This window comes from Pseudoalteromonas aquimarina (genome assembly GCF_049257255.1).
Classification (GTDB): Bacteria; Pseudomonadota; Gammaproteobacteria; order Enterobacterales; family Alteromonadaceae; genus Pseudoalteromonas.
Genome location: NZ_JBMMUG010000005.1, coordinates 322193 through 334177, shown reverse-complemented (window position 1 = coordinate 334177; position 11985 = coordinate 322193). Strand labels below are relative to the sequence as shown.

18 protein-coding genes are annotated in these 11985 nt (G+C 40.3%); 13 read left to right on the top strand and 5 right to left on the bottom strand.

The features are described from left to right. The first annotated feature begins 42 nt into the window (after positions 1-42). Together AAEU29_RS14775 and AAEU29_RS14770 are read left to right on the top strand one after the other, a co-directional pair. Positions 43-1074 (top strand): GGDEF domain-containing protein, encoded by a 1032-nt coding sequence (locus AAEU29_RS14775; RefSeq protein WP_421974036.1) that lies wholly within the window; start codon positions 43-45, stop codon positions 1072-1074. 8 nt (positions 1075-1082) lie between these two features. Then, the gene (locus AAEU29_RS14770) at positions 1083-1274 is read left to right on the top strand and encodes a hypothetical protein (protein WP_421974035.1); all 192 of its coding nucleotides are present in this window, start codon (positions 1083-1085) and stop codon (positions 1272-1274) included. A 42-nt stretch (positions 1275-1316) separates the two neighbouring features. Here the strand turns inward: AAEU29_RS14770 and AAEU29_RS14765 are convergent, their stop codons facing one another. After that, the gene (locus tag AAEU29_RS14765) at positions 1317-2207 is read right to left on the bottom strand and encodes a sulfite exporter TauE/SafE family protein (protein WP_421974034.1); all 891 of its coding nucleotides are present in this window, start codon (positions 2205-2207) and stop codon (positions 1317-1319) included. 320 nt (positions 2208-2527) lie between these two features. Here AAEU29_RS14765 and folM point away from each other — a divergent pair, with 320 nt between their 5' ends. The 3 genes from folM to folX are packed head-to-tail and all read left to right on the top strand — an operon-like array spanning position 2528 to position 4164. Then, positions 2528-3235 (top strand): dihydromonapterin reductase, encoded by a 708-nt coding sequence (gene folM / locus AAEU29_RS14760; RefSeq protein ID WP_421974033.1) that lies wholly within the window; start codon positions 2528-2530, stop codon positions 3233-3235. 9 nt (positions 3236-3244) lie between these two features. Then, positions 3245-3799 carry a GTP cyclohydrolase I FolE gene (folE, locus tag AAEU29_RS14755; protein ID WP_372766650.1) on the top strand — a complete coding sequence of 185 codons (555 nt, stop codon included), beginning with the start codon at positions 3245-3247 and terminating at the stop codon, positions 3797-3799. Between the two features lie 2 nt (positions 3800-3801). Continuing rightward, entirely contained in the window at positions 3802-4164 is a 363-nt protein-coding gene (folX, locus tag AAEU29_RS14750; RefSeq protein WP_274762757.1) for a dihydroneopterin triphosphate 2'-epimerase, read from the top strand. Here the strand turns inward: folX and AAEU29_RS14745 are convergent. Beyond that, positions 4161-4583, bottom strand: coding sequence for a YqaA family protein (locus AAEU29_RS14745; RefSeq protein ID WP_274762756.1), 423 nt, complete (start codon positions 4581-4583; stop codon positions 4161-4163). The two genes, folX and AAEU29_RS14745, sit on opposite strands and share 4 nt — an antisense overlap. A gap of 91 nt (positions 4584-4674) precedes the next feature. On the opposite strand from AAEU29_RS14745, the gene AAEU29_RS14740 reads away from it, so the two are divergent. Then, on the top strand, positions 4675-5172 hold the full coding sequence (locus AAEU29_RS14740) for a TlpA family protein disulfide reductase (RefSeq protein WP_372766654.1): 498 nt from the start codon (positions 4675-4677) through the stop codon (positions 5170-5172). A 117-nt stretch (positions 5173-5289) separates the two neighbouring features. Next, positions 5290-5739, top strand: a complete 450-nt coding sequence (locus AAEU29_RS14735; protein ID WP_421974032.1) for a c-type cytochrome — start codon at positions 5290-5292, stop codon at positions 5737-5739. An 87-nt stretch (positions 5740-5826) separates the two neighbouring features. Here AAEU29_RS14735 and AAEU29_RS14730 read toward each other — a convergent pair whose 3' ends face one another. After that, on the bottom strand, positions 5827-6480 hold the full coding sequence (locus AAEU29_RS14730) for a cytochrome b/b6 domain-containing protein (RefSeq protein ID WP_421974031.1): 654 nt from the start codon (positions 6478-6480) through the stop codon (positions 5827-5829). Positions 6481-6707: 227 nt separating this feature from the next. Between AAEU29_RS14730 and AAEU29_RS14725 the strand changes: the two genes are divergently transcribed. From AAEU29_RS14725 to AAEU29_RS14715, 3 genes are read left to right on the top strand one after another with little or no spacing between them, the layout of a single operon-like run. Further along, on the top strand, positions 6708-7523 hold the full coding sequence (locus AAEU29_RS14725; protein ID WP_421974030.1) for an AraC family ligand binding domain-containing protein: 816 nt from the start codon (positions 6708-6710) through the stop codon (positions 7521-7523). Continuing rightward, positions 7520-8203, top strand: a complete 684-nt coding sequence (locus tag AAEU29_RS14720; protein WP_372771546.1) for an AzlC family ABC transporter permease — start codon at positions 7520-7522, stop codon at positions 8201-8203. The genes AAEU29_RS14725 and AAEU29_RS14720 overlap by 4 nt, the downstream gene beginning before the upstream one ends. Continuing rightward, positions 8200-8502 carry an AzlD domain-containing protein gene (locus tag AAEU29_RS14715; protein ID WP_421974029.1) on the top strand — a complete coding sequence of 101 codons (303 nt, stop codon included), beginning with the start codon at positions 8200-8202 and terminating at the stop codon, positions 8500-8502. Before AAEU29_RS14720 ends, AAEU29_RS14715 begins: the two co-directional genes overlap by 4 nt. 30 nt (positions 8503-8532) lie before the next feature. On the opposite strand, the gene AAEU29_RS14710 is transcribed toward AAEU29_RS14715, so the two are convergent. Further along, on the bottom strand, positions 8533-9687 hold the full coding sequence (locus AAEU29_RS14710; RefSeq protein ID WP_421974109.1) for an iron-containing alcohol dehydrogenase: 1155 nt from the start codon (positions 9685-9687) through the stop codon (positions 8533-8535). 138 nt (positions 9688-9825) lie between these two features. Here AAEU29_RS14710 and AAEU29_RS14705 point away from each other — a divergent pair, with 138 nt between their 5' ends. The 3 genes from AAEU29_RS14705 (at position 9826) to AAEU29_RS14695 (ending at position 11699) form a co-directional block, all read left to right on the top strand. Then, positions 9826-10698, top strand: coding sequence for a LysR family transcriptional regulator (locus AAEU29_RS14705; RefSeq protein WP_421974028.1), 873 nt, complete (start codon positions 9826-9828; stop codon positions 10696-10698). A gap of 75 nt (positions 10699-10773) precedes the next feature. After that, a complete protein-coding gene (locus tag AAEU29_RS14700) occupies positions 10774-11256 on the top strand; it encodes a glutathione peroxidase (protein WP_274762748.1) in 483 nt (160 codons plus the stop codon). Positions 11257-11258: 2 nt separating this feature from the next. After that, complete coding sequence (locus AAEU29_RS14695) at positions 11259-11699, top strand: MarR family winged helix-turn-helix transcriptional regulator (RefSeq protein ID WP_421974027.1); 441 nt, start codon at positions 11259-11261, stop codon at positions 11697-11699. On the opposite strand, the gene AAEU29_RS14690 is transcribed toward AAEU29_RS14695, so the two are convergent. Next, positions 11696-11875 carry a PA3496 family putative envelope integrity protein gene (locus AAEU29_RS14690; protein ID WP_274762746.1) on the bottom strand — a complete coding sequence of 60 codons (180 nt, stop codon included), beginning with the start codon at positions 11873-11875 and terminating at the stop codon, positions 11696-11698. The genes AAEU29_RS14695 and AAEU29_RS14690 overlap by 4 nt on opposite strands. Positions 11876-11985 lie beyond the last annotated feature (110 nt).

Genomic DNA, 11985 nt, shown 5'->3' with positions numbered 1-11985 from the left:
TTATCAGCGCGCAAAGGCTAAGGATCGCATAAGGAATGCAAAGTGGAGTTTAGTTTGAAAAATACCATGTCTCACTCAGCGGAGTGTTTGCGAAAAGCCGTACCTTTAATGGTTAAATACAATATAGCGGTGACGCCTGCTAACTACGCCCTTTGGTATAGCTATGTGTCGGGAAATCACCCTAATTTAAACCAAAAGTTAGATTCAGCTCTTAAAACATACGGCACTTGTCCCCCAGCATTATCTCGCGATTTATTTGAAGAGTTTCTATCAGATAAAGATCTCGAGCTATTTGATTCAGTTGCAGAAGATATTAGTGCTGTGGTTGCATCGGTTGAAAAAAATGTTGGGCAAACGCTTAATTCAGCAATTGATTTTAGTGAGGTGCTAAGTTCGTGTAATCAAGAACTTGATGGCTTTACTATCGATGAATCATCAGAAAAAGACATTCTGGAAGTCGTGAACAAACTGTCTGAAGAATCAAAAAGCATGCAACAAACGGCCGAACGTTTTCAGCAACAATTACGTGCGGCTTATAAAGAAATATCCAGCTTGCGAAGCGAGCTTAAAGAATCGAAAAAAGCAGCGTCAAAGGATGCCTTAACAGGACTTAATAACCGTAAATCGTTCGATGAAGATTTAGAGTTACTGTGTAATAGCCATCACAGTATTTTAAAGCTCTATCTGACATTTGTAGATATTGACCACTTTAAAAAATTTAATGACGATTTTGGTCATCAAAAAGGTGACATGGTATTGAAGGTTGTCGCTGACAGATTAAGAAAACATGCAGATCAACTTAATGCAGCCTATCGTTATGGCGGTGAAGAGTTTTGTATTTTGAGTCAGTTTAAAGACAAACGAGATGCGGTTAATTATCTTGAAAAAATTCGCATTGATATTGAAAAATTGGCGCTTAAAGATGGCAAAACAGGTAAAGCACTACGCAGTATTTCAGCCAGTTTTGGTTTAGCTGAATTTGATGGAGAATCCTGTGAGATGTTTATTGAACGAGCTGATCAAGCACTCTACAAAGCGAAAGAAGCAGGTAGAAACTGTATTATTGTTGCTTAGGAAAGATGATGACCACATTAATTGAAATGCTTGCAATGCAAAAAGCGCAAAGTGAAGGTCGCTTAAAGGTGACTGCAGATGACATCATGTGGGCACAAGCTAACATTGATTGCTTTGAAGCGTTGCGGGGTTATATGGGACTTGATGTGGCAGATAATGATGTACTGTTTGATGATCAATTAAATAGCTATGAAGACTAAAAAATGCCGTTGAATACGGCATTTTTTTATAGCTGTTGTGGCTTAGACGTTGGCGACTTCAAACAGCGTAAAACCAATTTCAAGCCCGATCAGCGTAAGTAAAAAACTCAACAAAACTGACTTAGGTACTTTCGCGCAGCAATACGCCCCAAGCGGTGCGCCAACTACAACCACAGGAATCGCCGCGAGTACAAACTCTGATATTTCAGGTGTAATAGTCTCTAAATAAAAATAATTAATTAAGCTCGCAAACACCGACGTGGTAGCCATGATTAGAACTGAACTCGCCGTCGCAATTTTCAGATCCGCTTTAAAATAGAGCATGAGTAATGCAAATATTGCTATATCCGCACCTGAGCCTATTAATCCACTCACAATGCCACCTAAAAAGGCCACTAAAACTACGAAAAAGTTTTGTCGCTTGCAGGTAAGATCAATGGTTAAACGTTCTTTGCCGCGCCAATGAGCACGCAGCAAGGTAACCGCAAAAATCAGCAAGAAAACACTAAACAGTGATTTTGTAACAAGCCGTGGTACTAAATCGGCAATAAATAATAGGCTGATTGCAACCCCAGGCAGTGCCCCCATCAGTGCTAGCAGCACTACCGAGCGGTAGTACTTTATGCCGCCAAAAATGATGGTTATGCTAGCTGCTGTCATGCCAAAACTTTGAATTGCGAGTGAAAACACTTTCGCGGTAGCGGGCTCAATACTAAGCACTTTAGTCATCACCGGAAAAGCAACAGCACCCCCGCCAAGGGCTGTACCACCTGCGACAAATGAGCCAAACACCATAGTGATTGCAATACTGATTTGCGACATAAAGTTAGCAAATGCAGAGTGAACCCCTTGAAGTGAAAGCCAGCAAATATACACACATGCGATGCACAAAAGAGGAATGTATTGACGATAGTTTTGCTTTTTATAATTCATGAACAGCGTTGTCATTCTGACGAGGTGACAAAAATAGCAAAAAGTGTGAAAGAATGACAATTGAATAAATTTGCACTTAAGATAATACAAACTTTTATAAGCAAGCCTAGTATTACTATCTTTGCTGCAAATACATATCAGCAAACAATATTTGCTGAAAAGTGCCTGAAACGTAAAGTTTTGCGAACTAAAACACTTTAATCCCAGTATAAAACTTAGGTTAACCCGTTTAATTTACTTAACTACTTAATAAATCAAGATGTTAGGTTTATAGTTAAAGATATAACCGAATAAACCCCAAAATACATTATCAAAATTATATGGCAACAATATTAATTACAGGTGCGGCTCAGCGCATTGGTTTAGATGTAGCAAAACATTTTCTTGGTAAAGGTTACCAGTTGATAGTTACCTACCGTACCAAACATGCTTCAGTGGCTGAACTTGAGCAACTAGGTGCGATATGTTTATTGTGCGACTTTGAACAACCTGATGCGGTAGATGTGCTGGTAGAGCAAGTTAAATCATATACCTCAGAGCTTTGTGCCATTATTCACAATGCATCAAGTTGGGATTGTGAAAGCAAAAACCCTGACTTTAATGGCTTATTTGATAGCATGATGAATATTCACGCAAAGGTGCCATATTTGCTTAATTTGGCGCTAACTCCGCTGTTACAAAATACCAGCGAAGAGCATAGCGATATTATTCATATCACGGATTACGTGGTCGAAAAGGGCAGCCCTAAACACATTGCTTATGCGGCAAGTAAAGCTGCGCTTGATAATCTCACCCGTTCTTTTGCTGCAAAGCTTGCACCTAAAGTAAAAGTAAATTCAATCGCGCCGTCATTGATTATATTTAACGATCATGATGATGATGCTTATCGTGCAAAAACCCTGAAAAAGTCAATTATGGCGTTAGAGCCAGGTACTGCTGAAGTAATTAATGGTATCGAGATGATACTTAACAGCAATTATATGACGGGACGCACACTACAACTCGATGGTGGTCGCCACCTCAATTAGGACAGAATTATGGAAAAGAAACTAGCTGAAAATTATTTGAATATTATTGAAGCGGTTGGTGAAAACCCTAATCGTGAGGGTTTACTTGATACGCCGAAAAGAGCGGCGAAAGCCATGGAATATTTGACTAAAGGGTATCGACAAACACTGGAAGAAATCACCAATAATGCGGTTTTTAGTTCAGATGCAGATGACATGGTACTAGTGCAGGATATTGAACTGTATTCAATGTGTGAACACCATCTACTGCCGTTTGTAGGGCGCTGCCATATTGCTTATATTCCTAACGGTAAAGTGTTGGGTTTATCAAAGTTTGCGCGTATCGTTGATATGTTTGCACGCCGTTTTCAAATTCAAGAGCAACTTACCCATCAAATTGCTGAAGCTGTGCAAGAAGTTACAGGTGCAAAAGGTGTTGGCGTGATTGTTGAAGCGAAACACATGTGTATGATGATGCGCGGGGTGGAAAAACAAAATTCTAAAATGCGTACGTCTGTGATGTTAGGTAATTTCCGTGAAGATCCAAAAACCCGCAATGAATTTTTGCAGTTAGTTAAGGGGTAACTATGCTAAATGCGATTATAAACATTACTAATTTACGCCTGCGCACATATATCGGGTTTAATCCTGAAGAGCGTGAGAAAAAGCAAGATGTGATCATCAATATTGAAGTGCATTACCCAGCAGATATGGCTTGTGTTACCGATCAAGTTGACCAAGCGGTCAACTATAAAGTGATTACCAAAGCGGTGATTGAATTAGTTGAAAACGGTCACTTTTTATTACTTGAAAAGCTGGTGGCAGATGTACTTGAAGAGTGTCATCGTCACCCGAGTGTGACCTTTGCAAAAGTTTCCGTTGATAAACCCCATGCATTACGATTTGCAGACTCTGTTTCTCTCACGCTTGCTTGGCAAAAACAACACTAAAAAAACTGTAGCGCCATAGCGATGACTATGGCGTAACGCAGCGCTTTTCCAATCGCCACTAACAAAACAAAAATGCTAAAAGGCACCCGCATAATGCCCGCTACAAATGTTAAAGGATCACCAATAATTGGTAACCAAGCGAGTAATAAACTTGCTCTGCCGTAACGATTAAAACTCTTTTGCGCTTTTTCTAATTGTTGCTCAGATACGGCAAACCATTTTCTATCTTTAAAGCGGTTTAATTCCTTTCCTAGCCACCAATTAACACAGCTACCAAGTGTATTACCTAAGGTGGCACTAAACCACAATAGAGCAATGTTGTGTTGTTGCTGAGTAAGGTATGCAAGCATGCCTTCGGATGCTGTGGGCAGCAAGGTAGCGGCAATAAACGCGGTGAAAAATAAAGAAAGGTAACTCAAGAAGATATTTCAATAATTGTTAGGCGATAACTTGACGCATGATGCTAAATTTTTAACACTGAGTCCAGCGCAAAAATTATATGGAATATAAATGAAAAAGCTCTTACCTCTTGCCCTAGTGGCAACACTTTTTGGTTGTGCACAAACGCAAAATAACCAAGCGACATACCAAAAACCAACTTATGAAACTTATATTTCGCAAGGACAGGCATTTCCAATTACTCAGTTTACTAATACACAAGGTGAAGTTGTGGCATTAGCTGAAGACAAACGTAAGTTAGTGTTACTGTTTGCCACTTGGTGCAGTGATTCGCAGCGATTTGTAAAACAATTAATGGCATCACCTTTAATTGCTGATCCAGATTTACAAATTATTGCGGTAGGGCGTGAAGAAGATGATCAAAGCTTAGTGAACTTTTCTGAAAAATTTGCCACTAACTTCACCATGGTGGCCGATCCAAATCGTCAAATTTACAGTCAATTTGCAAATGCGGGAGTGCCACGCATCATCTTGTTAGATAAGCAAAATCGTGTGGTATCGACCTTGATAGGCGAAGCACCAAACACAATTGAAAAAGTGCTTTGGTAAAACGAAAACAGTAAATCTAAACTTATAACGCGTAAATTCGCGGATTGGTCGCTTCCAGTTGCAGCATAAAGTATGATGCTGTAATAATTGATAAGTTTATAATATTAGGGGCAAACTATGAAATTAAGAACATTAGTTCTTGCTGCTGCGATAGCTGCACCAGCGCTTGCAAACGCAAACCCTGCATTCAAAGAAGCAGAGGATGCTATCGAATACCGTCAACATGCGTTTCAACTGATCCGTGCACAAATTGCAAATATGGGCGATATGTTGAAGGGTAAAGTTGAATTCAACGCTGAAACATTCCAAATGCGTGCAAATAATGCTGCTGCATTATCGAAAATGCCTTGGGAAGCGTTTTATGCGGGCACTGACAAAGGTGATACATCAGCATTACCAGCAGTATGGTCTGATAATGAAACCTTTATGCAAAAAGCTAATGCATTTGCTGATTATGCAGATAAGCTAGCAGTTGCAGCACAATCGGGTGATCCTGCTGTAATCAAGCCTGCATTTGGTGCATGGGCAAAAGGTTGTAAAGATTGTCATAAGTCATTTAAAGACTAATTGCTGCGTATTTTAATGCTCAAATATATAAAAGGTCAGCAAGTGCTGACCTTTTTAATGCAACTCTATACCTGTTAATGTTAACAGTTAGCTTAGTAATGTTTTAACTGACTCAGCACCCCAAGTCGTCAGTAGAGCGGTTAATAACACACAAAAAATCGCAAAACCTACCCATCCACTCTTCATTTTGGCATTTTGTTTGTAACTTTCTGTTGTTTTGCCTGTGATCATCGGCGGAACGAGCGCTTTACCTTTCAGTTTATACACCACAATCGCTGTAATATGTAGCGCAATAGCAATTAATATCCAGTCGAATATTTGATGATGCAAGCTGCCAGCAAGAGACGATAAATCACCGCTAACCATTGCGACTAAAGGGCCGTCATACATAATGTCGTCGGTGGTCATCAGCCCTGTGACTGCTTGTGTTACTAATAGAATGAGAAACGCGATTACCATATAACTGCCGGCCGCATTATGGCCAGGGGTTTCTTGGGGTGCACCTTTGATGGCTGCTAACGTGTTTTTAGGTGAGTGAATTAATGCAGATAATTTTGCCGTATCACTACCAATAAAGCCCCAAATAAGACGTGTTGCTAATAACGAAAGCAAACTAAAACCCGCTACAAAATGTAATTCCATAAGGCTATTTTCAGCCGAGTAATAAAGTAGTGCGATCAGTGCGACCATACTCCAATGGAAAAAGCGGATAAATCCATCCCATACTTGTGTTTTTTGCATATCGCCCCCTGACAATATTCTTCAATAACTTACATAAGAATAAAGATATGTTGCCATAAATCAGATAGATTCGGTAAGTAAATACGTTAAACACCAATAAAAATGCTATCGAGCAATTTTGTACAATTTTTAAAAATGTAGTTAGCTATACTGGGCTTTTAGTTACGTCCTTTGAGGTGCTAAAGCACCTTTGAAAACATAGAGCAGATTCATAATAAGCGGCACCAATGGAAAAGACGGTTTTTCAATATCATCATGAACTAAATGGCTTAGAAGTACTGCATGCTCAATATAAGCAGCAAAACTTTGCTCGCCATAGTCATGAAGGTTACACCATTGGATTAATTGAAAACGGCGCCCAGCGTTTTTTTAGAAGTGGTGCCAACCACGTGGCGCCAACAAGCAGCATTATTTTAGTTAACGCCGACCAAGTGCATAATGGCCAAACGGCTACTGAACAAGGTTGGGGTTACCGTGCTATGTACCCAACGCCTGAATTATTTGAAGGCTTGACTGATGGCATTGGCGAAACGAAACTAGGTGCCCCTTATTTTGAGAAGGCGGTGGTATTCGACCCAATGTTAGCAAAGCAAATGGCATTTACCTTTGACTTACTCACAAGCGAAAAAAGTACATTAGCCAAACAGTCAGCGCTTTATCAGTTACTGATTAATTTAATAACTCGCCACAATAAGCGTTCATTTTGCTTGCGTGCAACATCGCGGAAACCACAATTAGCCACCGCGCTTGATTACTTGCGAGATTATTATTTCGAAAATATTGGTCTTACGGAGCTTGCGGCGATTGCCAATATGAGCCCATTTCATTTTATTCGACAATTTAAAGCCGAAACGGGCATGACCCCTCATGTTTATCAAACGCAATTTCGTGTCAATCGGGCAAAGCAAATGTTACGCTCTGGGCTTGCTATTAATGAGGTTGCATTGGCGGTTGGTTTTTACGATCAAAGTCATTTTCACCGTTATTTTAAAAAGAATATGGGGTTAACGCCTAAACTATATTGTAAGGCCGTAAGTGTATGAAAACAGCTATCGCTAAAGGTTTTTGGGACATGTTACCGCTCAATCTTGCGGTCATTCCATGGGGGATTTTATGTGGCTCACTCGCCGTGCAATCTGGGTTCAGCCCATTAGAAGCACAGTTAATGTCGCTGTTAGTTTTTGCAGGCTCAGCGCAGTTAGTGGCAATTGAGTTGATTGTTGGCAATGCGTCACTTATCACCATTTTAGTTACCACCTTTATTATAAGCGCACGTCATTTTTTGTATGGTTTAAGTGTGCGTCATAAGCTGATAGATAAACCGCTAAAATGGCGATTAAGCTTAGGTTTTTTATTAACTGATGAGCTGTTTGCGTTTTCGCATCACAGGCGCGCCTATCAAGGCAAAATTCGCTTAGTATATGCGTTAGTTGCTGGTGGTAGTTTTTATATTGCGTGGAATATTTGGACTTTGATTGGCGTTGTTGCAGGCGCGATGCTGCCTGACTTAACTCAGCTGGGTTTAGATTTTGCTATAGCATCCATTTTTATTGCTTTAGTGATACCGAGCATTACTAATTGGCCAACCTTATTAGCATGTTTAACTTCGGCAATTAGCATTGTGGTTTTTAAGTTGTGGCATTTTGAATTAGGGCTGATTTTTGCAGCCTTGCTTGGTATGAGTGTAGGTTATGTGCTTGAAAGCAAGCGAGGTGAAAAATGATAGAAATTATTTTGCTGATGGCATGCGTTACTTTTACAACGCGCTTTTTATTTTTATCTAAACGTCTACCTTTTAGCATCGGCCCGAAAATGCAACGCTTTTTAAGCTTTAGTGCACCTTGTGTATTAACCGCAATTTGGGTGCCGATTGTGTTTGTGCAAGAAGGCAAGCTGGCAATTTCATTTAATAATCCCTATTTAGTCGCTGCCTGTGTGGCGGTGTTGCTGGCATATCGCTTTAAGAATTTATACATCACTACGGTTGTAAGTTTAGCTGTGTTCTTTTTATTAAAGCTCTAACTGGGTTTTCAGTTAGAGCTTGTCGTGTCTTTAGAGTGATGCCTTAAGTACATCACGGCTAATATCGAGAGTGACTTGTTGGTTTTCACCTAGAGCAGTCATGCCATGTCGTTCAAGTTGCTCAACAATCGCATCCACAATTTCTTCGCCTAATTGGTAATCGCTAAAGCGAGTTGGCATCTTTACTGAGTGGAAAAATGCCTCGGTTTTTTCGATTGCAAGATTAATGGTTGTGTCATTATCTTGCTCTGAAATACCCCAAATACGTTCAGCATATTGCAGTAATTTAGCTTCTTTTTGCTGGCGCATTGCATGCATCATACGTGGCAACACAATAGCCAATGTTTGTGCATGATCTAAACCATAAAGCGCAGTAATTTCATGGCCTAACATATGAGTCGACCAATCTTGTGGTACACCGGCACCAATCAGGCCGTTTAATGCCATGGTTGCAGACCACATTAAGTTTTCGCGAACTTCCATATTTTCAGGTTCAGCAAACACGCGCGGACCTTCTTCAATGAGTGTATGCAATAAACCTTCAGCGAAACGATCTTGTACTTTGGCACCGTGGTCAAACGTGAGATATTGCTCCATTACATGCACAAACGCATCAACAATACCGTTAGCTAGTTGCCTTTCTGGTAGTGTTTTTGTTACTTGCGCATCTAGCACAGCAAATTTAGGTTGTACTTTTTCGCTAAAGAACGGCAGTTTGTCGTTAGTGTCGAGTTTCGAGATAACCGAGTAGCTATTTGACTCTGAACCTGTTGCCGGCAATGTAAGTACCACACCGATAGGTAAAGCGTCTGATACCTCTGCTGCTTTTGCCAGAATATCCCATGGCTCGCCTTCAAATTTTGCTGCCGCAGCAATAAACTTAGTGCCATCAATTACAGAGCCACCACCCACAGCAAGTAAATAATCAACGTTATGTTCTTTAATTTGTGCAACAGCGCGCATTGCGGTTTCATAGCTTGGATTTGGCTCAATACCAGAAAATTCAAACACCTGATGTTCGCTTAGCGCATCTACTACTTGCTGATAAATGCCATTTTGTTTAATGCTGCCACCACCATAAATGATCATCACTTTTGCAGATGTTGGGATTTCCTGTTGAATTGTCGCGATTTGGCCCTGGCCAAAAATAATTTTAGTTGGATTTACAAAACTAAATTCCATGATATTGCCTCAATTAGGTACGGTAATTAAAGCCAGTTTAGCGTGTAACTGCACAGGGATAATCCCCCTAATTGGCAAATAACTTTTGCATATGTGCAATAATAAGTGTGTTAGTGTCTTTATTTTTGTTGTGGAGAGGGTATGGATTGGCAAGGTTTTAACGAATTCTTAGCGGTTGTTGAAAGTGGTAGCTTTACCCGTGCGGCAAAAATTTTAGATGTTTCAACTTCTCACGTCAGTCGCAGTGTTGCTCAGTTAGAGTCACGTTTGGGGGTTGCACTGTTAAAGCGTACCACCCGTTCACTGAATTTAACGGAAGCTGGGCAACAATATGCAGCATCACTTCATTCCATCCAATCTGCGATGGAAGAGGCTAACTTAGCACTGCAAGGTGAACAGCAAGAACCAAAAGGTACAATTCGTGTGTCGTGTGCTGGCGATTTTGCGGCAAAACAAGTTGCGCCTAAATTAGCACAGTTTTGTCAGCGTTATACTCAGGTATCTATGGTGATGGACTTTAATAACCGCAATGTAGACTTAATTGCAGAAGGTGTTGATTTAGCGATTCGCTTTGGCCGTATGGCAGATTCCAATTTAATCGCTCGTCCTTTAACCACGCGAGTTATGACTTTAGTTGCTTCTCCTGAATACCTAGCAAAGTTTGACGCACCGACACATCCAGAGCAGCTTATAGAGCATAATTGTTTGTATGCGGTAACTAATCGCTGGCGCTTTAAAGTTGATGGCACCATCAAAGAATACAAAATTTCTGGTCGATGGCGCAGTAACAATGGTGAGGCGCTACTTCAAGCGTGCTTGTCGGGGCTGGGTATTGCGCATCTTGCTCAGGATATTGTCGAAGAGTATGTGGCAAACGGGCGGTTGGTTAGTTTACTAGCGCCCTATCAAGTAGCGGATAACGCCTCGTGGTTAGTTTACCCAAATCGCGATCTAATGCCGCTGCGAGTTCGCTTACTCATCGATTTTTTAATTGCAGAGTTTAATCAAAATTAATACTTCAATTTTTGAACTATTATTGCGCGATTATATCGTGCGCGATATATTTGCTGACAATAGAGGAGAATGACCATGACACCGTTTTATCAATTAAGTATTAATAGCCTGCAAGGGCAAAAAATCGATTTTTCAGACTATCAAGGCAAAGCTGTATTAGTGGTTAATACTGCCAGTAAATGTGGTTTAACGCCGCAATATGAAGGGCTGCAAGCACTTCACAAAAAATATGCAGATCAAGGCTTAGTTATTATTGGCTGCCCCTGTAATCAATTTGGACAACAAGAGCCAGGTAGCGCAGAACAAATTCAAGGCGAGTGTTTAATTAATTATGGCGTTGATTTTACGATGACTGAAAAGATCGATGTAAATGGTGAAAATAGTCATCCGCTTTATAAATACTTACGCAATGAGTTAACAGGCATTTTGGGCAATAAAATTAAATGGAATTTCACTAAATTTCTGATTGGCCGTGATGGTAAGCCGTTAAAGCGTTTTGCACCAACTACAAAACCAGAAGCGCTAGAAAAATACATTGAACAAGCATTGGCGCAGTAGCCATGGCAAGTAATGCTGACCAATTATTAGAAAACCAACTTTGTTTTCCGATTTATGCTGCATCACGCTTGGTGACGCGGCTATATCAGCCTGAGTTGGATAGACATAAGTTGACCTATCCACAGTACGTGATTTTACTTATTTTGTGGCAGCAAGATGGAGTGACAGTAGGTGAGATAGGTCAGCAAGCTATTTTAAATAACAACACGCTAACGCCAATTTTAAAACGCATGGAACAAAGTGATTTAATAGAACGTCGGCGCGATGAGTGGGATGAGCGTAAGGTGCGTATTTATTTAACGCAACAGGGGCATTCACTACAGCAATCACTTTCGTGTTTGCCTTCTCAATTAGTTGATAAAGTAGGGCTAGACCTTGAAAAAGCAAAGCAGTTAAAGGCATTGCTTGGCGATTTAATGGATAAGCTAAACGATCAGGTTTAAAGCTCATCCCAATAGTTATGCGTATCATCCATGCCGATGGATTTACGCAGTCGCTTTTGTTCTAAAATATCTTCTAAACGTTTTTTTACTTCACGTTTATGTTGGGTATCTTCGCTGTTTTCCAGTTCTGAATTCAGCGGCTCTTGATTATTGATGTCTTGGTAATTGTCTTTCATGATCACCCTCAACATTGCATTTTAACGCGCTCATAATCAGTAAAAACCCATATTGCAGTTAGCGCAAGTAATGTGTAAAAATTTTGATTGGTCAAAAAAACGAATCTGGT